The 18,875-nt window shown below is 66.1% G+C and carries 22 protein-coding genes; 13 read left to right on the forward strand and 9 right to left on the reverse strand.

Annotation, left to right across the window (positions count from 1 at the left end; all coding sequences use genetic code 11):
• The first annotated feature begins 151 nt into the window (after nucleotides 1–151).
• Nucleotides 152–292 carry a hypothetical protein gene (locus ACH0CP_RS05480; RefSeq protein ID WP_294441925.1) on the forward strand — a complete coding sequence of 47 codons (141 nt, stop codon included), beginning with the start codon at nucleotides 152–154 and terminating at the stop codon, nucleotides 290–292.
• 186 nt (nucleotides 293–478) lie between these two features.
• Here the strand turns inward: ACH0CP_RS05480 and ACH0CP_RS05485 are convergent, their stop codons facing one another.
• The 4 genes from ACH0CP_RS05485 to ACH0CP_RS05500 all read right to left on the reverse strand — a co-directional run bounded on the left by ACH0CP_RS05485 (nucleotide 479) and on the right by ACH0CP_RS05500 (nucleotide 3,108).
• The gene (locus tag ACH0CP_RS05485; RefSeq protein ID WP_294441924.1) at nucleotides 479–1,813 is read right to left on the reverse strand and encodes an ammonium transporter; all 1,335 of its coding nucleotides are present in this window, start codon (nucleotides 1,811–1,813) and stop codon (nucleotides 479–481) included.
• A 12-nt stretch (nucleotides 1,814–1,825) separates the two neighbouring features.
• Nucleotides 1,826–2,164, reverse strand: coding sequence for a P-II family nitrogen regulator (locus ACH0CP_RS05490; protein WP_066781918.1), 339 nt, complete (start codon nucleotides 2,162–2,164; stop codon nucleotides 1,826–1,828).
• 131 nt (nucleotides 2,165–2,295) lie between these two features.
• Nucleotides 2,296–2,496, reverse strand: coding sequence for a DUF2007 domain-containing protein (locus ACH0CP_RS05495; RefSeq protein WP_294441923.1), 201 nt, complete (start codon nucleotides 2,494–2,496; stop codon nucleotides 2,296–2,298).
• 48 nt (nucleotides 2,497–2,544) lie between these two features.
• Nucleotides 2,545–3,108, reverse strand: a complete 564-nt coding sequence (locus tag ACH0CP_RS05500) for a pyridoxamine 5'-phosphate oxidase family protein (protein ID WP_294441922.1) — start codon at nucleotides 3,106–3,108, stop codon at nucleotides 2,545–2,547.
• 52 nt (nucleotides 3,109–3,160) lie between these two features.
• Between ACH0CP_RS05500 and ACH0CP_RS05505 the strand changes: the two genes are divergently transcribed.
• Both ACH0CP_RS05505 and ACH0CP_RS05510 read left to right on the forward strand, forming a co-directional pair.
• On the forward strand, nucleotides 3,161–3,406 hold the full coding sequence (locus ACH0CP_RS05505; protein WP_294441921.1) for a type II toxin-antitoxin system CcdA family antitoxin: 246 nt from the start codon (nucleotides 3,161–3,163) through the stop codon (nucleotides 3,404–3,406).
• Nucleotides 3,406–3,696, forward strand: a complete 291-nt coding sequence (locus ACH0CP_RS05510) for a CcdB family protein (RefSeq protein ID WP_294441920.1) — start codon at nucleotides 3,406–3,408, stop codon at nucleotides 3,694–3,696. The genes ACH0CP_RS05505 and ACH0CP_RS05510 overlap by 1 nt, the downstream gene beginning before the upstream one ends.
• 2 nt (nucleotides 3,697–3,698) lie before the next feature.
• Here ACH0CP_RS05510 and tldD read toward each other — a convergent pair whose 3' ends face one another.
• Both tldD and ACH0CP_RS05520 read right to left on the reverse strand, forming a co-directional pair.
• Complete coding sequence (tldD, locus tag ACH0CP_RS05515) at nucleotides 3,699–5,123, reverse strand: metalloprotease TldD (RefSeq protein ID WP_406888347.1); 1,425 nt, start codon at nucleotides 5,121–5,123, stop codon at nucleotides 3,699–3,701.
• Between the two features lie 72 nt (nucleotides 5,124–5,195).
• Complete coding sequence (locus tag ACH0CP_RS05520; RefSeq protein ID WP_294441918.1) at nucleotides 5,196–5,426, reverse strand: zinc-finger domain-containing protein; 231 nt, start codon at nucleotides 5,424–5,426, stop codon at nucleotides 5,196–5,198.
• Between the two features lie 79 nt (nucleotides 5,427–5,505).
• On the opposite strand from ACH0CP_RS05520, the gene ACH0CP_RS05525 reads away from it, so the two are divergent.
• Complete coding sequence (locus tag ACH0CP_RS05525; RefSeq protein ID WP_406875829.1) at nucleotides 5,506–6,426, forward strand: ABC transporter ATP-binding protein; 921 nt, start codon at nucleotides 5,506–5,508, stop codon at nucleotides 6,424–6,426.
• A 31-nt stretch (nucleotides 6,427–6,457) separates the two neighbouring features.
• Here ACH0CP_RS05525 and ACH0CP_RS05530 read toward each other — a convergent pair whose 3' ends face one another.
• Complete coding sequence (locus tag ACH0CP_RS05530; RefSeq protein WP_406875828.1) at nucleotides 6,458–7,387, reverse strand: DUF808 domain-containing protein; 930 nt, start codon at nucleotides 7,385–7,387, stop codon at nucleotides 6,458–6,460.
• A 268-nt stretch (nucleotides 7,388–7,655) separates the two neighbouring features.
• Here ACH0CP_RS05530 and ACH0CP_RS05535 point away from each other — a divergent pair, with 268 nt between their 5' ends.
• From ACH0CP_RS05535 to ACH0CP_RS05550, 4 genes are all read left to right on the forward strand, one after another.
• On the forward strand, nucleotides 7,656–9,716 hold the full coding sequence (locus ACH0CP_RS05535) for a S9 family peptidase (RefSeq protein ID WP_406888345.1): 2,061 nt from the start codon (nucleotides 7,656–7,658) through the stop codon (nucleotides 9,714–9,716).
• 76 nt (nucleotides 9,717–9,792) lie between these two features.
• The gene (locus tag ACH0CP_RS05540; protein ID WP_294441914.1) at nucleotides 9,793–10,353 is read left to right on the forward strand and encodes a DedA family protein; all 561 of its coding nucleotides are present in this window, start codon (nucleotides 9,793–9,795) and stop codon (nucleotides 10,351–10,353) included.
• Nucleotides 10,350–10,742, forward strand: coding sequence for a thioesterase family protein (locus ACH0CP_RS05545; protein ID WP_294441913.1), 393 nt, complete (start codon nucleotides 10,350–10,352; stop codon nucleotides 10,740–10,742). Before ACH0CP_RS05540 ends, ACH0CP_RS05545 begins: the two co-directional genes overlap by 4 nt.
• 80 nt (nucleotides 10,743–10,822) lie before the next feature.
• On the forward strand, nucleotides 10,823–11,206 hold the full coding sequence (locus ACH0CP_RS05550; protein ID WP_294441912.1) for a VOC family protein: 384 nt from the start codon (nucleotides 10,823–10,825) through the stop codon (nucleotides 11,204–11,206).
• Nucleotides 11,207–11,254: 48 nt separating this feature from the next.
• Here the strand turns inward: ACH0CP_RS05550 and ACH0CP_RS05555 are convergent, their stop codons facing one another.
• Together ACH0CP_RS05555 and ACH0CP_RS05560 are read right to left on the reverse strand one after the other, a co-directional pair.
• Nucleotides 11,255–12,838 (reverse strand): ABC-F family ATP-binding cassette domain-containing protein, encoded by a 1,584-nt coding sequence (locus ACH0CP_RS05555; protein ID WP_294441911.1) that lies wholly within the window; start codon nucleotides 12,836–12,838, stop codon nucleotides 11,255–11,257.
• 143 nt (nucleotides 12,839–12,981) lie between these two features.
• Complete coding sequence (locus ACH0CP_RS05560) at nucleotides 12,982–13,398, reverse strand: GFA family protein (protein WP_294441910.1); 417 nt, start codon at nucleotides 13,396–13,398, stop codon at nucleotides 12,982–12,984.
• A gap of 129 nt (nucleotides 13,399–13,527) precedes the next feature.
• Here ACH0CP_RS05560 and ACH0CP_RS05565 point away from each other — a divergent pair, with 129 nt between their 5' ends.
• The 5 genes from ACH0CP_RS05565 (at nucleotide 13,528) to ACH0CP_RS05585 (ending at nucleotide 18,863) form a co-directional block, all read left to right on the forward strand.
• Nucleotides 13,528–14,730 carry an acyl-CoA dehydrogenase family protein gene (locus ACH0CP_RS05565; protein WP_294441909.1) on the forward strand — a complete coding sequence of 401 codons (1,203 nt, stop codon included), beginning with the start codon at nucleotides 13,528–13,530 and terminating at the stop codon, nucleotides 14,728–14,730.
• Between the two features lie 10 nt (nucleotides 14,731–14,740).
• A complete protein-coding gene (locus ACH0CP_RS05570; RefSeq protein WP_294441908.1) occupies nucleotides 14,741–15,109 on the forward strand; it encodes an EthD domain-containing protein in 369 nt (122 codons plus the stop codon).
• Between the two features lie 44 nt (nucleotides 15,110–15,153).
• A complete protein-coding gene (locus ACH0CP_RS05575; RefSeq protein ID WP_294441907.1) occupies nucleotides 15,154–16,263 on the forward strand; it encodes an acyl-CoA dehydrogenase family protein in 1,110 nt (369 codons plus the stop codon).
• Nucleotides 16,264–16,322: 59 nt separating this feature from the next.
• On the forward strand, nucleotides 16,323–17,069 hold the full coding sequence (locus ACH0CP_RS05580) for an enoyl-CoA hydratase/isomerase family protein (protein ID WP_294441906.1): 747 nt from the start codon (nucleotides 16,323–16,325) through the stop codon (nucleotides 17,067–17,069).
• A gap of 93 nt (nucleotides 17,070–17,162) precedes the next feature.
• A complete protein-coding gene (locus tag ACH0CP_RS05585) occupies nucleotides 17,163–18,863 on the forward strand; it encodes a class I adenylate-forming enzyme family protein (protein ID WP_294441905.1) in 1,701 nt (566 codons plus the stop codon).
• The last annotated feature ends 12 nt before the right edge of the window (nucleotides 18,864–18,875 follow it).

An 18,875-nucleotide genomic window follows, 5' to 3' on the forward strand; every position in this document is an offset into this window, starting at 1 on the left:
AACGCGTTAGGCGCTCAACAGATTTTGTGTCATGGCTCCCCGGGGAGAGTGACGGCAGGAGCGCGCAATCGCTGATCAGCCGTCATTGTCGGGGAACCTCGATGAGTGCGATGAGCTCTTTCACCGCACCCCGATAGGACGGAAGCTCGTTTTGGATACGACACGCGAACTCATTGCCTATGGTTTGATCGGGCTGACGATCGTCACCCTGGTTCCCTGGATCGGCGTCACGCTGGTCCGGCGGAAGCGCCGCAAGCTGCGGCTGCAGGGCATCAAACGCTACGGCCATTAAGCGCCGCGCCGTTATGGCGGCGCTTTCCTGATCCTCATCGGACGGATTGATCGTCGCCGCGCGCGCTGATTCTGCGCGCGTGTGCACTCGCCGACAAAAAAAGGCCCGGTACGAGTACCGGGCCCAAGTGGCGTCCGCAGGAGGAACATCGTTTGGGGAACCGGCCGCAGCTGGCCCCCAATCTCGTCAATAATTGTAGGCGCGCTCGCCATGCTCGCCGAGGTCGAGGCCTTCGCGCTCCACCTCTTCGCTGACGCGCAGCCCGGTCACTGCCTTGGCAACGGTAAAGGCGATCCCCGAGCCAACACCTGCCCAGGCAACCGAGATTGCGACCGCGACCACCTGGGTCACCAGCTGCGGGCCGAGGGCATAGTCAGCAGCGCCCGGGCCGCCGAGGCCCGGCAGCATGGTGAAGGCGGTGCCGATCGACCCGACGATGCCGCCGATGCCGTGGATGCCGAAAGCGTCAAGAGAATCGTCGAGGTTGAGCTTGGGCTTCACCGCGACGACGAAATAGGCGCAGATGATCGCGGCGATCGCGCCGAGCAGGATCGCGCCGAACGGGCCGGAATTGCCGGCCGCCGGTGTCACCGCCACCAGGCCCGCGATGGCACCAGAGCAGGCGCCGAGCAGCGAGGCCTTGTGGCCCAGCATCCGCTCGGTCAGCATCCAGAACAGGACGCCAGCAGCAGTCGCGACGAAGGTGTTGATCATGGCAAGAGCGGCCGAGCCATTGGCTTCCAGCGCGGAGCCCGCATTAAAGCCGAACCAGCCCACCCAGAGGAGGCCCGTGCCGATCAGCGTCATGACCAGCGAGTGCGGGGCCATGATGTCCTTCTTGTACCCGAGGCGCGGCCCGATGATGATCGCGCCCACCAGAGCCGAGATGCCGGCGTTGATGTGGACGACCGTGCCACCGGCGAAATCGAGCGCGGCCGGCTCCCAGTTGAAGAGCAGGCCGTTGCCCGCCCACACCATATGGGCGATCGGGAAATAGACGATCGTCAGCCACACGAGGGCGAAGACCATGAGGCCGGAGAACTTCATGCGTTCGACAAGACCGCCGATGACCAGGCTGACGGTGATCGCCGCGAACGTCATCTGGAACGCGATAAAGACATATTCGGGAATGACGACGCCATCGGTGAAGGTGGCGGCAGTCGAATCCGGCGTGACGCCGGCGAGGAACAGCTTGTTGAACCCGGCGATAAAGGCGTTGCCGCCGTCACCAAAGGCCATGGTGTAGCCGTAGATCACCCAGATGATCATGGCGAAGCTGGCTACCGCGATGACCTGAGTGAGCACCGACAGCATGTTCTTGGTGCGAACGAGGCCGCCGTAGAACAGCGCGAGACCCGGCACGATCATCGTCATGACGAGGACGGTCGCCACCATCATCCAGGCAGTGTCGCCCTTGTTCGGAACGGGCGCGGCGGCGGGCGCCTGAGCCCAGGCGGGCAGCGCGGCCAACGCCGCGGCGCCGAGGCCCAGGGCGCCGGCAATCTTCAATGCTTGCTTCATGCTCATCCCCCCTCAGAGCGCCGTGTCGTCGGTTTCACCGGTGCGGATGCGCACCGCCTGACCGACATCGAGGACGAAGATCTTGCCGTCGCCGATCGCGCCGGTATTCGCCGATGACTGGATCGCCTCCACGACCCGGTCCGCCAGGTTGGCGGCGCAAACGACCTCGATCTTGATCTTGGGCACCATGTTGGTGCTGTATTCGGCCCCGCGGTAGATTTCGGTCTGGCCCTTCTGCCGGCCGAACCCCTTGACCTCGGTGACCGTCATCCCCGCCACCCCGATCGTGGTGAGCGCTTCCCTCACCTCGTCGAGCTTGAACGGCTTGATGATGGCTATGACCAGTTTCATCGCGCCCCCTTTCCCGTTACCCGGGGGCACCCCTCGCAACCGTCGTGCCAAGTGCAACCAGACGGTAACAGAGCCGAAACGTTGATGAAGGCGCGTTAGTTTTTGTGCAGATGCGGTGTTCTGCTCAAGAATCAGGCAGCATTGATCACCGTCTGCGCACGAGCGACATCGTCTTCGTCGACCATCACCCGCACGGGAATGAGCAGCCAGCTGCCATCGGCAATCGACGCGCCGCCATCGAAGGCAAGTGCGGCTATGCCTTCGCTTTCCAGGCGGCCAACGATGATATTGGCAAGGTTACGATCGTAGCGGCCGACTTCGACGAGGCTCATGGTTGTTGAACGAATTGCTTGCTCGATTGGTCCGGCCGGGAGCGAAGACTAGACCGCAGCACCCGGCAGCGCGTCCGGCAGGCGGGTCGGCAGGCCGTCGATGCTCTTGCCCTCGGCCGAGCGCCAGTAATCCAGCCGCTCCTCGTCGCTGTACTTCGCATTATACTTGTTGAGCGTGTCCCGCGGGCGATCGAGCGTCATCTGCGGCACGCCCCAGCCACACGACGTTTGCACCTGATCGATGGCGACGACGAAGATCTGGCGCGTGCCGGGCAAGGCGGTGAAATGCGCGTGAAGTGCGCCCCACTCGGGGTCCTGCGGCAGTACGGCCCGCCCGCGGCCATAGATGCGGAAGATCAACGCCGGCTGATCAAAGGCGCAGAACATGATGGTGATACGCCCGTCCGCGAGCAGGTGCGCATTGGTCTCGTTCCCCGAACCGACCACGTCGAGGTACGCGACGGTGCGATCGTCGAGCACGCGGAAGCTGTCCATGCCCTTGGGGCTGAGGTTGATCCGCGTTCCTTCCGCCGCAGTGGCGACGAAGAACACCGGCTGACGCTCAACGAACGTACGATGCGCTTCAGTGAGGGCGGGGAAGAACTCGGCCATGGGGAACGCTCCGTTCGTTGACGCGCTGTCGCAGTGCGCATAAACTTTGCGCATGAAGCATGATCCCCTCGTCACCGGCAAGCGCAAATCGGTGAACTTGTCGGTGGACGAGGGCGTCGTTGCTGCAGCGCGCGCCGCTGGCATCAATCTCTCGCGTGTTACCGAGGCTGCGTTGCGCGCCGAGATCCAAGCCGAGCGGGAACGCCGCTGGAAGGAGGAGAATGAGACGGCGATCGCCGAGTTCGCCGAATGGTATGCGCGTGAGGGAGATCCCCTGACCGAGCTTCGTATTCGCTGATGGCGCAGTTCGATGTCTATCGCGTACGCGGCGGCGGGCTTGTGGTGGATTGTCAGTCGAATTTGCTCAGTGCGCTGCCGACTCGTTTCGTAGCGCCATTGAGGCATACGGACGCACAGCCAATCGATCGGTTGAACCCGACCTTCCGGATCAATGGACGCGACTATGCGATGATCACGCAGCTAGCTGGCGCGATCGATCGGCTGGCAATTGTTGAAACCATCGCCTCGGTTTCCGAGCGTGAATTCGACGTCAAGGGCGCGCTAGACCTCTTGATCATCGGCTTCTGACGTCAGGCGGCGGTGCCGCCCACCGTCAGTCCGCCGACCAGCAGCGTGGGCTGGCCAACGCCGGCGGGCACGCTCTGCCCGCCCTTGCCACACATGCCGACGCCCTCGTCGAGCGCGAAGTCGTTGCCGACGCCAAGCACCTTGGTGAGCACGGTCGGGCCGTCGCCGATCAGCGTCGCGCCCTTGATCGGCGCGCCGATCTTGCCGTTCTCCACCTTGTACGCCTCGGTGCAGGAGAAGACGAACTTGCCCGACACGATATCGACCTGGCCGCCGCCGAAGGATTTGGCAAAAATGCCGTTCTTGACGCGGCTGAGCAATTCGGCGGGATCGTCGTTGCCGGCCTTCATGAAGGTGTTGGTCATGCGCGGCATGGGCGCGTGGGCGAACGACTCGCGGCGCCCGTTGCCGGTCGGCTCGACGCCCATCAGGCGGGCGTTGAGACGATCCTGCATGTAGCCTTTGAGGAAGCCATCCTCGATGAGGATCGTTTCGCGCGTCGGCGTGCCCTCGTCGTCGATCGTCAGCGAACCGCGGCGATCGCGGATCGAGCCATCGTCCACCACCGTCACGCCGCGCGCGGCGACCTGCTCGCCGATGCGGCCGGAGAAGGCGCTGGTGCCCTTGCGGTTGAAATCGCCTTCCAGGCCGTGGCCGATCGCCTCGTGCAGCAACACGCCCGGCCAGCCCGGCCCGAACAGCACGGTGAACTCGCCGGCGGGTGCCGCCACGGAATCGAGGTTGACCAGCGCCTGTGCCAAGGCCTCGTCGATCGCGCGATTCCACGTCGCCTCGTCAAACAGCGATTCGTAGAGGTAGCGGCCACCGATGCCGAAGGTGCCCGTTTCGCGGCGGCCGTTCTGCTCCACCACGATCGAAACGTTAAGGCGCACCAGCGGGCGAACGTCGGTCGCGACGAAGCCGTCGGGGCGGACGACCTCGACCACGCTCCACGAGCCCGAGAGGCTGACCGAAACCTGCGCCACGCGCGGATCGCGTGCACGGGCGGCGGCGTCGATCGTCTGGCACAGGTTTACCTTGTCGGCGAAAGGCACGAGATCGAGCGGATCGCCGTCGGTATAGAGCCGCTGATTAGTGCCGGTCGGCGGGCCAGCCTTGGGGCCGCTCGAAGGATCGATCAGCTGCATCGTCTCTGCCGCGCGCTTGATCGCGGCTTCCGACAATTCGCTGGCGTGGGCGAAGGCAGTCATCTCGCCCGACACGGCACGCAGGCCGAAGCCGGAATGCGTGTCGTAGCTCGCGGTCTTCAGCCGGCCATCGTCGAAGCCGAATGCTTCGGACTTGCGGTACTGGAGGTACAGTTCGCCATCATCGGCCTTGCCGAGCGCGCTGGCGGTGAGCGCCTTGGCAGCTTCAGGGTCCAGCGTGTCGCGGTAAAGAAACGAGCGGGGATCGGTCGCGGTCATCCCCGGAATGTAGGGCGTCGCGCGGCGATGGCAAATGTTCGCTGCACGCTGGCTTCGCCGCGCGCTGCGGTCTTAGCGGCCTGCGCCGTCGCCGTGATCGGGAAGCTGGGACTGGTCCGCGCCGTCGGCCGGGCCGCCGATCAGCACGAAGCGGCGATCGCAGTAACCGCAATCGACATAGCCGGTCTCGTCGATCTCCAGCCATACGCGCGGGTGGCCGAGCGCGGCGGGCAAGCCGGCATGAGCGCCGTCGCAAGCAACGCGGTGGTGCGAGACGCGGGTGACTTCGGGCGGCGGCAACATGGGCCCGCGTTAGCAAGGCCGCGGATCACGATCAATCGCCCCATGGATTTCACGCGCCGGCAGGCCTAACCCAGCCGGCATGACCGACGCCGCGATCGCCATCCGTGACTTGTGCAAGACCTATGAGGGCGGCAAGCGCGCGCTCGACGGCGTCAGCTTCGATGTGCCGCAGGGGACGATATTCGGCCTGCTGGGGCCGAACGGCGCCGGTAAGTCGACGCTGATCAACATCCTGGCGGGGCTGGTGAACAAGACCAGCGGATCGGCCTCGATCTGGGGCTTCGACATCGATGCCCATCCGCGCAATGCCAAGGCGTCGATCGGCATCGTCAATCAGGAGATCCTGTTCGATCCCTTCTTCACGCCCGTCGAAACGCTGGAGATCCAGGCGGGGCTCTACGGGATTCCCAAGGCGCAGCGCCGATCGATGGAGTTGCTGCGTGCCGTGCATCTGGAGGACAAGGCGAAAGCTTATGCCCGGACGCTCTCGGGCGGCATGAAACGGCGGCTGATGGTGGCGAAGGCGATGGTTCATTCGCCGCCGGTGCTGGTGCTCGACGAACCGACCGCGGGCGTCGACATCGAGCTTCGCCAGCAATTGTGGGCCTATGTCCGCGAATTGAACGCGGGCGGCGTCACGGTGGTGCTGACGACGCACTATCTCGAGGAAGCCGAGGAACTGTGCGACCGGATCGCGATCATCAATCACGGCACGGTCGTCGCCAACGAGCCGACGCGCCAGCTGCTGAGCAGGGCGCAGGAAAAGGTGGTGGACGTGACCGTCGAGCGTGACGTGACGGCGCTACCGGAGGCGGCGTGCTTCCAGAAGATCGCGCTGAAGGGCGATCGCACGCTGTCGATCACCTATTCCAAGGATCAGGTGAACGCCGGCGAGGTGCTGGCAGCGGTGCAGGGCGCCGGCTTTGGGATCGTCGACGTTTCGACTCGCGAGGCGGACTTGGAGGACGTGTTCCTTAGTCTGACCCGCAGCGCGGCGTAACGACAGCGCACGGCTGCCGCGCCGCCGGCGCTCAATGCTTCTTCGGCTTGAGGTGCATCAGCCCGGCGATGATGCCGCCGACGATAATGCCGAGGACCGCGGACAGGCCGGCATTCACTATCCAGGAAGCAATGCCGCCGATCGAGGGCAGGGCGTGCGACGCCAATTCGCTGGCGTGCTCGATCCACGTGGGCACCGGCGTCAGGTGAAATTCGTGCAGGCCGTGGACGATGATCTGCCCGCCCACCCATAGCATGGCGGCGGTGCCGATGATGCCGAGCGCGCTCAGCACCTTGGGCATGGCGGCGACCAGCCCGCGGCCGACCGCCTGCGTTCCTGCATTGTCACGCTTGGCCAGCGCCAAGCCGATGTCGTCCATCTTCACGATCAGCGCGACGACGCCATAGACACCAACGGTGATGGCGATGCCGACGAGCGCCAGCGCAATTGCCTGGTTGAGGATCGATTGGTCGGAAAGCTCCGCAAGCGCGATCGCCATGATCTCGCCGGAGAGAATGAGATCAGTACGGATTGCGCCGGCGACCTGGCGATCCTCAAGCAGCTTGGGATCGCTGATCTCGCACGCTTCCTCGCCATGGTGCTCGCCCGACACCGCTTCGATGATCTTTTCTGCGCCTTCGAAACAGAGGAACGCGCCGCCTGCCATCAGGATCGGGGTAATCGCCCAGGGCGCAAATGCGGAGAGGACGAGGGCCGCAGGCAGCAGGAAGATGAGCTTGTTGCGCAGCGAGCCGAGCGCGATCTTCCAGATAATCGGCAGTTCGCGTGCCGGCGACAGGCCGGTGACGTAGCGCGGCGTGACCGCGGTATCGTCGATCACCACGCCAACTGCTTTGGACCCGGCCTTGGCGGAAGCGCCAGCGACGTCATCGAGACTGGCAGTCGCCAGCTTCGCGAGCGCCGCAATGTCATCAAGCAACGCGACCAAGCCACCGGCCATGCGCTTATTTCCCCCTGAAGATGGTCAGACTCGCCATCGCCGACGTTGAGCGCACGGGCAAGCGACTCGTTCCGGCCGGCCGAGCGCAAAAAAAGGGCCGACCCCGTGAGGGATCGGCCATGAAAGTTTTTAGGAGAGGATGCCTGAAAGGCCCGATCCTTGTGCATCGCAGCATGATGTTCCGCAAGTGCAAAACGATTCCGCCAAATTGCAATTCCTGCAATCGTCGCCGGTCGACATCGCTGCTCGTCATCGCCACAAAGGGGAAATGACGCTTCCGCCCGCACCGATCGCCGCTACCCGCCCGCACGAGTTCACCACCCATGGCACGACTATCGCCGATCCGTGGGCTTGGCTGAAGGATCCAAATTACCCCGACGTTAGTGACAAGGACGTGCTCGCCTATCTCGAGGCGGAGAACGCTTATTTCGAGGCCGCGATGGCGCCGCACCGGCCGCTGGTCGACCGGCTGTACGAAGAGATGAAGGCGCGCATCAAGGAGGACGAATCCTCGGTGCCGCAGAAGGACGGCGACTGGCTGTACTGGACAGCGTACGAAACCGGCGGCCAGTATCGCAAATGGTGGCGCAAGCCCGTCGCGGGCGGCCCGGACGAGCTGTTGCTCGACGAGCCGGCGCTGGCCGAGGGCAAGGAATATTTCCGGCTGGGCGCTTTCGCCGTGTCGAACGACGGCATGAAGCTTGCCTATGCGATCGACGACAATGGATCGGAACGCTTCACCATCCATGTCAAGGATCTGGGGACCGGCGAGTTGCTTCCCGACACGATCCCCGGGATGCTGTCCGACATCGTGTGGACCGCGGATGACAGCGGCTTCCTTTATGGCCTCGCCAACAAGGAGTGGCGGACGGACAATGCGCGGCTGCACCGGCTGGGCACTGACCCGGCCGAGGATGTCGAGCTCTACCATGAGGATGACGAGGGCTACCGCGTCGCGGTGGCGGAGACGAGCGACCGGCGCTGGATCGTGATCGCGACCGGCGATCACGTGACGAGCGAGGTGCGGCTGCTGCCCGCCGCCGATCCGCTGGCGGCGCCGATCCTGGTTGCGCCGCGCAAGCCCGGCCGGGAATATGACGTCGACACCCATGGCGACACGCTGTTCATCCACACCAATGACGTGGATCCGATGTGGCGGCTCGTCACCGCGCCGATCAGCGCGCCGGGCGAGTGGCGCGAGCTGATCGCACCGTCGAAGCATTTCTACATGACGGGCGTCGAGTGCTACCGTGACTTCTTCGTCGTGGAAGGGCGCGAGGACGGGCTCGATCAGGTGGCGGTCCACCGCTACGACGCGCCGACCGAGGGAAAGCGGATCACCTTCCCGGAGGCGAGCTATGCCGCCGGCCTCGGCGACAATCCCGAGCATGACCAGACGGTGCTTCGTCTCGGCTATGAGTCGATGGTCACGCCCGGCACCGTCTATGACTATGACACCGCGACGGGCACGCTGACGACGCTGAAGGTGCAGGAGATCCCGTCGGGCTATGATGCGGACAAGTATCGCACCGAGCGGCTGCATATCACCGCGCGCGACGGCACCGACGTGCCGGTTTCGATCGTCTATCCGGCGGACTTTCCGAAGGACGGCAGCCGGCCGCTGTTCCTTTATGCCTATGGCGCCTACGGCCATGCCATCCCCCCTGGCTTCTCGACGGGGCGGCTGTCGCTGCTCGATCGCGGCTTCGCCTATGCCATCGCGCATATCCGCGGCGGCGACGATCTCGGCCAGCAATGGTATCATGACGGCAAGCTCGAGAAGCGCACCAACACGTTCAACGACTTCGTCGACGTGGCGCGCGGCCTGATTGCCGGCGGCTGGACGAGCGAGGGGAAGATCGCGATCGCCGGCCGTTCCGCTGGCGGCGAGCTGATGGGGGCGGTGGTGAATTCCGATCCCGAATTGTGGGGCGCGGTGATCGCGGACGTGCCGTTCGTCGACGTGCTCAACACGATGATGGACGAAAGCCTGCCGCTGACGCCGGGTGAATGGCCCGAATGGGGCAATCCGATCACCGATCCCGCCGCGTTCGAGCTGATCCGCAGCTACAGCCCCTATGACAATGTGCGCCCGCAGGCGTACCCGCCTTTGTTCATCTCCGGCGGCCTCAACGACCCCCGCGTCACTTATTGGGAGCCGGCAAAATGGGCGGCGAAGCTGCGCGCGACCAAGACCGACGATAATATCCTGTTGCTCAAGACCAACATGGGCGCTGGCCATGGCGGCAAATCGGGCCGGTTCGAGAGCCTGCGCGAGGCCGCAGAGGAACATGCGTTCGTGCTGTGGCAGCTGGGCGTGGAGGAGTGAGCAGCGGCCAGCCCCGGACGCCTGATGGTACCGTTGCCGTCGTTCGCGCCCGACTGTCGATGCGGGCGGCGAGCGCATGACGATCGAGGCGATCGTCGCGCGCTGGGGGGTGGCAGCGGTGTTCGCCGGGGTTGTGCTGGAAGGGGAAACCGCGGTGATCGCGGGCGGGCTGATCGCGCATCAGGGGCTTGCCTCCTGGCCGGCGGTGTTCCTGGCCGCCGCCATCGGCTCCTTCCTCGCCGATCAGTTCTTCTTCGCCGCGGGCCGCCGGTATCGCGATCGGCCGATGGTGCAGCGCTGGATGAAGCAGCGCGCCTTTGCCAAGGCGTTGCAGCTGCTGGAGCGCTATCCGGTCGGCTTCATCTTCGCCTTCCGCTTCCTCTATGGTTTTCGCACCGTCAGCCCGATCGCGATCGGCACCAGCAAGGTGCCGACGGCTACCTTCGTCGCCGTGAATGCCGCGGCGGCGGCACTTTGGGCTGGGGTCTTCACCGCGCTGGGCTATTGGTTCGGCGAGGCGGTGACCGAGATGGCGGGACGGCTCCAACCCAGCCGCCAGACGTTGTTGGCCGGCGTGGCGGTGCTCGCGGGCGGCTTCGCGATCTTCCAGCTCGTGCGTTGGTGGAAGGGACGATGAGCTTCACCAAGACCTTCACGGCGGCGCCCGACGACATCGACGAGCTCGGCCACGTCAACAACGCCGTCTGGGTGCGCTGGGTGCAGGAACTGGCGGTGGCGCATTGGGAGACGGTGGCGCCGGCGGAGCATCGCGCCGAATACATCTGGGTCGTGACGCGGCACGAGATCGACTATCGCGGCAACCTGCCAGCCGGGGCCACCGCCCTGGGCGAGACCTGGGTGCCTGAGCCGCCGCGCGGCGCGCGCTTCGACCGGCATTTCTGCTTCACCGCTGACGACGGACGCGTGCTAGTGGAGGGCATTACGACCTGGGCGCTGATCGATCGCGCAACGGGACGCCTGCTGCGCGTACGGCCCGGGATAGCGGCGCCTTTTCTCAATTCCTGAAGCTTGTCGCGGCGAGCCGGCTGCCCCAGAAAGCGCGCGGCCGGGCAACGCCCGGTAATTCGCTCTAGGGGAGAGGATCAATGTTCAGTCACATGATGGTCGGGTCGAACGACATCGGCCGATCGAAGAAATTCTATGACGCGCTGTTCGCGTCGGTCGGTGGGCGCCCGGCGATCGAGGACGATCGCGGCAGGTTGATCTACATGCACAATGGCGGCCTGTTCCTGGTCACCAAGCCGATCGACGGCCAGCCTGCGACCCATGCCAACGGCGGCACGATCGGTTTCGCGATGGACGGACCGGAGCAGGCTGATGCGTGGCACAAGGCTGGTGTCGAGGCTGGCGGCACCGCGATCGAGGATGCGCCGGGCGTGCGCTCGGGCGCGGCAGGCAATCTGTACCTCGCCTATCTGCGCGATCCGGACGGCAACAAGCTTTGTGCCATGCACCGCATGCCGGCCTGACGGCCACGCCTTACCGCCACGTCCGCCCAAGGGCGTGGCGGCAGGGTGCTATAGCGCGATCCGGCGCGTCAGCCCGATTGCGTCCAGAAACGCCTCGTCATGGCTCACCACGAGCAGCGCGCCGTCATACGCGTTGAGCCCGCCTTCCACGGCGGCGATCGATTCCATGTCGAGGTGGTTGGTTGGCTCGTCGAGCAGCAGCAGCGGGGGCAGCGTCGGCCCGCCAAGGACGCAGGAGAGGCCCGCACGCAGGCGCTGCCCGCCGCTCAACGAGCCCACCTCCTGGTCCGCAGCCTCGGCGCGAAAGCCGAAGCGTGCGAGGGAGGCGCGGCAGGCGTTGTTGCCGATGCCCGGATTGAGCCGCGCGAAGTTCGCCGCGATCGTTGCCTGAGGATCGAGCAGGCTCACCTGTTGGTCGAACATCGCGAACGGCACATGCCGGGTCACTTCGCCGGCGGTCGGCAGCAATCGGCCAGCGATGAGCGCCAGCAGGGTCGACTTGCCGGTGCCGTTTGCGCCCGTGAGCGCGATGCGCTCCGGCCCGACGATCGAAAACGATATACCGCTCAGCACCGGTGAGCCGGGCTCATAGCTGAAGGCAAGGTCGCTCGCATCGAGTACGCGCTGGGAAGGGGCAAGGCCCGTCGGGGCCAGCGAGACGGCCAGCGGCACCACGCGCTCCAGGCGGCTGGCAGCATCTGCCGCGTCGCGCTGCGCCGCGGTGATCTGGCGCTCGGCGAGGCGCGCAGTGTCGCCGCCGCTTTTCTCCGCGCGATCACGACGCTTGCCGAGCAGGATTAGCGGCATGCCGCCGCGCGCCGCCTGGCGGCTGCCTGCTGAATCGCGGCGTTGCTGGCGCTCGGCGCTGTGCTGTGCCTGGCGTTTCACCGCGGCGAGGTGTCGCTCGGCGACGAGCGCGTCATGCTCTGCTGCTTCCTGCTCGAGCGCCTTGCGCGCGCGATAGGCGCTCCAGTTGCCGCCGTAGCGGCTGGCGCCAAGCGAGGTGAGTTCGACGATCGCGTCCATCTCCTCCAGCAGCGCACGGTCGTGGCTGACAACGATCGCACCACCGCGCCACTTGTGGAGCAGGGTGCGGACGGCCGCGCGGCCATCGGCGTCGAGATCGTTGGTCGGCTCGTCGAGCAGCAGGAAATCGGGCGCGGCAAATATCGCGCCTGCCAAAGCGGCGCGCGTCCGCTGCCCGCCGGAGAGGCTTGCGAGGCGGGTTTCGAGCGGTGCCTCTAGGCCGCACTCCGCGAGTGCTTCGGCCGCACGAGCCTCGATCGTCCAGTCGATCTCGGCAAGCTCGTCCGCGCTCGCCGCGCCACTGAGGCCGCGGTTCATCGCGGCGAGGCTGTCGCGGATGCCCATGAGGTCGGCGATCGTCTCGCCGCCGCCGATGTCGTTCGACTGTCGCAGGCGGGCGATGGTGCCATTCGCGATTACCCGGCCGGCGGCCGGCGCGATCTCGCCGGCAAGCAGCTTCAGCAGCGTGCTCTTGCCGGTGCCGTTTCGCCCGACGATGCCGGTGCGTTCGGGGACGAAGCTTAGATCGAGGTCACGGAGGACTGGTCGCCCGTCAGGCGTGGACCAGCAGAGTGCGGCAGTAGAGAGGGAGATCGGCACGGGCATGAACTTTCCTGGCGGCAAGGCGGGGCGTTGCGGTCAGGAGGAGGTTCATGGCTGGTCGTTCCCTTCGTTGAGCGGGGATTGTACGTGTTACGCGCGGGTCAGGCAAACGCGCGAAAAGAGCCGGCTGCGAGGAGGCTAGCGCTTCACCCCACGTCGCGCGCGAAGCTCGGCACGTCGGCCGGGATCTCCACCCACGGCAGCTTCGAATCCGTCCAGACGTGGATCGTCGGGGTGAAGGCACCGGCATTGTCGGCGGTGCCAGCCTTGATCGCGACGATCGCCGGGTTGGCCGTGATGACCGAGCGGATCGGGGAGCCGCAGTCTGCGCAGAACTCGCGCAGCACCGGCTTGCCGCTGGTCGTTGCCTTGTCCTCGTAAGCCTTGATCGGGCCCTCGATCGCCACTGCGGGTGCCGCAGCGACGATATTGACGGAAAAGGCGGCGCCCGATTGTGCGCGGCAATTGGTGCAGTGGCAGGCCGCGACGGCGAGCGGCGCGCCGTCGATCCGCCACGTGACCGCGCCGCAATTGCACCGGCCGGTTGCGCCTTGTTCCGCCATGTTTCTCTCCAGGCTTATGCTGCGGTTTCGCCATGCCATAGCGTTGCGGCTCCGGCCGGACATTGAACCGGAGGATGATCCGGTCAAGCTGTCAGTTGACGCGGCGGCCAATGAAGGTGACGCTACGGCATGGATCTTTCCCTCTCGCCCGCCGAGGAGGCTTTCGCCGCCGACGTCCGCCGTTTCTTCGCCGAAGAATATCCGCAGGACATCCTCGCCCTGCTGCGCGCCGGGCGGAAGCTTGGTCGCGACGATCATATTCGCTCGCAACAGGCGCTGAACGCCAAGGGCTGGCTGGGTGTCGGCTGGCCGGCGGAACATGGGGGCCCTGGCTGGACGCCGGTGCAGCGCTATCTGTTCGAGCAGGAGCTGGAGCTGGCCGGCGCGCCGTCGATCATCCCGATGGCGGTGATCTACATTGGCCCGATCATCTGCGCCTTCGGCACGCCCGAGCAGCAGAAGCACTGGCTGCCTGACATCCTGGAATCGCGCGCGATGTGGGCGCAGGGCTATTCCGAGCCGGAATCGGGATCGGACCTCGCCTCACTGCGGATGAGCGCGGTGCGTGATGGTGACGATTACATCCTCGACGGCACGAAGATCTGGACGTCGGGCGCACATTGGGCGGACTGGATCTTCTGTCTGGTGCGCACCGAGAAATGCGAGCGCAAGCAGGACGGGATCTCGATGATCTGCGCCGATATGCGCACGCCGGGGATCACCGTGCATCCGATCATCACGATTGACGGCTCGCACGAGCTGAACCGGGTGGAGTTCGATCAGGTGCGCGTGCCCGCCCGCAACATGATCGGCGAGGCGGGGAAGGGGTGGCATTATGCCAATGTGCTGCTTGCGGCGGAGCGTGTTTCCTACGCGCATATCGGGCGAAAGCGCGCCGATCTGGCCGAACTGCGCCGTGTCGCGGCGACCCTGCCGGGGGCGTTCGCAGCCACCATGGCAGAGGAGCCGCTGTTCGCCCGGCGGATGGCGCTCGCCGAGATGAAGCTTGGCGCAGTGGAAATCTCGGTGCTGCGCGTGCTGTGCGGTGACGCGGCGCCAGCGGCCGTATCGGCGCTGAAGATCGCCTGTACGGAGCTGGCGCAGGAGATCACCGAATTGTGGGTGGAGCTTGCCGGCAGGGACCGGGCAGTGGTGGCGGATCGGAGCCTTGCGGGCTGGCAGGACGTGGCGCCGGAGGCTCTGCCCTTCGCCGTGCCGCGCACCGCATCCTATCTCTTCGAGCGCGCGCAGACGATCTACGGCGGCGCGACCGAGATCCAGAAGACGATCGTGTGGCGCGCGCTGGACCGCGCCAATGCAGCGCTGTCGTGAGAGGTCTGTGATGATCAAGCTGATCTTCTGCCTGCGCCGCCGCCCTGAGATGTCGCGAGAGGACTTCCAGGCTTATTGGCGTGGTCATCATGCGCCGTTGGTAGCCGGGTTCGCGGAGGTGCTGCGTATCCGCAAATACGTGCAGAGCCACAGCATCGATGATCCGCGCCTCGCCAGTCCGGTCAATGCCCGCGGCACGGTAGTGCCGCCCTACGACGGGGTGGCGGAGCTCCACTTCGACAGCGTCGAGGACGTGATCGCGGCGGGCGAGACGAAGGAGGGGCGGGACGCGGGGCGAGCGCTTCTGGAGGATGAGGGCAAGTTCATCGACCTCCCCAATTCTCCGCTGTTCTGGGTCGAGGAACATCAGATCGTCTGACCGGCTGCGCTGCGCCGATAACGCCTTCACGGGATCACGCCACGATGGATTTTTCCTTCACGCCGGAACAGGAACAGCTGCGCGCGTCGCTCGGCAACTACCTGCGCGACCATCATGATTTCGCGGCGCGCCAGGCGGCGGTGGCGTCGGAAAGTGGCCGGAATGCAGGACTTTGGGCGGATTTTGGCGAGCGGCTGGGGCTGTTTGCACTGGCCGAGGCGCCGGACCCGTTCGACCTGCTCGTGGTGATGGAGGAGCTGGGCGCGGCGCTGGTGACGGAGCCGTTCCTGGAGACGGTGGTGACCGCCGCGGCGCTGCTGCGGCAGGTTGGAGGTGAGCGGGCAGGGGCGCTGCTGAAGGCAATTCAGGGCGGCGGGGAGACGGTGGTTTTCGCCGGAAGCGAGCCGAAAACCCGGTTTTTCTCGTACGCAGACGGTACGCGCGCGGTGCGTGATGGTGATGATTGGCGCATCGATGGTGCGAAATCGACCGTGATGGCGGCGCAATGGGCATCGATGTTCCTGGTCAGCGCGGCGACACCGTCCGGCACGTCATTGTTCGCGGTTTCGCCAGACGCACCGGGCGTGATGTTGCATCCCTATCGCACCATCGACGGCCGGCGCGCGGGCGACGTTCGGCTGACGAACGTGCGCGTTGGCGCGGCGGACCTGCTGGGCGAGGAGGGCGGCGCGCTGCCGGCGATCGAGGCGGCGGCGGATGCGACGATCGCGGCGCTGTGCGCGGAGGCGCTTGGCGTGATGCGCCGGATCCTGAGCGACACGATCGCCTATACCCGCGAGCGGCGGCAGTTCGGCCAGTCGATCGCCGGCTTCCAGGCGCTGCAGCACCGCATGGTCGACATGTTCATGAAGATCGAGATGGCGACATCCGCGACCTATCTGGCGACGATGAAGCTTAATGCGCCGGCGGACGAGCGCGCGCGGGCGGCATCGGGGGCGAAGGCGCTGGTGGGCGAGGCGTGCCGCTTCGTCGGGCAGAACGGGGTGCAGCTGCACGGCGGCATGGGCATGACCGACGAACTCGCGGTGGGGCACTATTTCAAGCGCGCCACGGTGATCGAGGGGCTGTTCGGCACCAGCGACGATCATGTCGTGCGCTACATGGCGCTCGCCGCGGCGGTTAAGGCGGCCTGAGCTTTCCGGCCCGGCCAGCGCCCCCTATGGTTGGGCAAAGAACAGATCAGGAGCGGATGATGGGTGAGCTTGTACTGCGCGAGGATCGCGATGGCTGGGTGCTGCTGACGATCAACCGGCCGGACAAGCTCAACGCGCTGACGGTGGGGGTTTTCCGCGAGCTTCGTGCGCACGTCATGGACCTGCGGCGCGAGAAGGACGTGGGCTGCGTGGTGCTGCGCGGCGCGGGAAAGTGCTTTTCGGCAGGGCATGACCTGGCCGACATCGCGAGCGGCGAGGAAGTGCCGTCGCGCGGATGGCACAGCGAGACGCTGCGGATGCTGGAGAAGCTGCCGATGCCGGTGATCGCGGCGGTGCACGGCCATTGCTACACCGGCGCGCTGGAAGTGGCGCTGGCGTGCGACTTCATCATTGCGGCGGACAGCGCGCGTTTCGGCGACACGCACGCCAAATGGGCGCTGACGCCGATCTGGGGCATGAGCCAGCGGCTGCCGCGCCGCGTGGGCGTCGCCACCGCAAAGCGGCTGATGTTCACCGCGGACATGATCGACGCGGCCGAGGCGCTGCGCATTGGCCTCACCGAGACGGTGGTGCCGCTTGCCCAGTTCGATGCCGAGATCGCGTCGCTCGCGGGCCGGATCGCTGCCAATTCGACATTCAGCCATGCCGCCAACAAGCGCCTGCTGGACGTGAGCGACGGCTGGTCGCTGGATGCGGGGCTGCAGTGGGAAGTGCTGGAGAATGAAGGCGTCGGCCCCGACATGCAGAGCCGGATCGCTGCCTTCACCAACAAGGGCCGCAGTTGACCGTTCCGGCCGCCCGGGGGAGCCCAGGGGGTTTGCCCGGGCGACTTTAATGCTTATGCCAGTACCAACTTATAATAAAAGATTGGTAGAGGCATGCATTACGCGCAGCTTGTTGCGGCACGCGCCGAATTGACGGGCCCCGGCGGCGCCTTCGAAGTGGTCGAGGCGGAGGTTCTGGGCAATCGCATCCGGACCTACAAGAACGCGCCCGGCAGCGTGCGCGACGTGTGGCTGTCCACCGTCGTCTTCGCCGAGCGGCCGTATCTGGTCTATGAGAATGAGCGGCTGAGCTATGCCGAGGCGCATCAGCAGGTGAATGCCGTCGCCGCCTGGCTGGCGGCACAGGGCGTGGCGCCGGGCGACCGCGTCGCCGTGTCGATGCGCAACTATCCCGAATGGATGCTGATCTATTGGGCGTGCGTGTCGTCCGGCATCGCGCTGGTCGGCATGAACGCGTGGTGGACCAGCGAGGAAATGGCCTACGCGCTGGACGATTCGCGGCCCAAGGCGCTGTTCGTCGACGGCGAGCGGCTGGAGCGGCTGTGCGAACGGCCCGAGATGGCGGCGGGCATGAAGGTGATCGGCGTGCGCACGCCGGCGGGTGCGGCGGACGTCATCCCCTGGGCCGAGGTGATCGCCCATGGCGGAGCGATGCCGGACGTTTCGATCGATCCCGATGCGGATGCGTGCATCTTCTACACATCGGGGACGACCGGGCATCCGAAGGGCGCGCAGCTGACGCACCGCGGCTGCGTCTCCAACCTGTTCAACCTGATGTATGCCGGGGCATCGACCGCGCTTGCCGTGCAGCAGGCGACGGGCGTGGCGCCGCCTGAGACGCCGCCGGTGCCGGTGACGCTGATCACGACGCCGCTGTTCCACGTCACCGCCAACAATTGCGGTGCCTATGCCACCACCGCGGCGGGCGGCACGCTGGTGCTGATGTACCGCTGGGACGCAGGCGAGGCGCTGCGGCTGATCGCGCAGGAGCGCGTGACATCGATGAGCGGCGTGCCGGTGATGGCACGCGAACTGATCAGCCATCCGGATTTCGAGCGGACCGACACATCGAGCCTGCTGGCGCTGGCCGGCGGCGGCGCGCAATTGCCGCCCGACCTCGTCGACAAGATCGAGAACCAGGTGAGCACGGCGCGGCCAAGCACCGGCTATGGCATGACCGAGACGTGCGGGATCATCACGTCGATCAGCGGCGACTTCTTCGTCGACAAGCCGGCAAGCGCCGGGCCGCCGATGCCGAACTTCGAGGCGAAATGCGTCGACGATGACGGCAACACCGTGGCGCCGGGCGAAGTGGGCGAGCTGTGGGTGCGCGGATCGTGCGTCATCAAGGGCTACATCAACCGGCCCGAGGCGACCGCCGCGACGATCACCGACGGCTGGCTGCACACCGGCGACGTGGCGCGGATCGACGAGGACGGGTTCATCTTCATCGTCGATCGCAAGAAGGACATGGTGCTGCGCGGCGGCGAGAACGTCTATTGCGCCGAAGTGGAGGCGACCATCTATCGCCACGCCGCGGTGGCGGAATGCTGCGTGTTCGGCGTGGCCGACGACCGGCTGGGCGAGGAAGTGGGCGTCGCCATCGTGCTGAAGGCGGGCGAGCGGCTGGACGAGGAAGCGCTGCGATCGCACTGCGCCGTCAGCATGGCGAAGCACAAGGTGCCGCGGTACATCTGGTTCCTGGACCAGCCGTTGCCGCGCAATGCGAGCGGCAAGTTCCTGCGGCGCGAGCTGCGCGAACAGTTCGGCGCGACGCTGGTGGCGGCGGCGTGATCCGCATCTGAC

The sequence above is a fragment of the Sphingomonas sp. 179-I 2A4 NHS genome (genome assembly GCF_045369135.1).
GTDB lineage: Bacteria > Pseudomonadota > Alphaproteobacteria > Sphingomonadales > Sphingomonadaceae > Sphingomonas.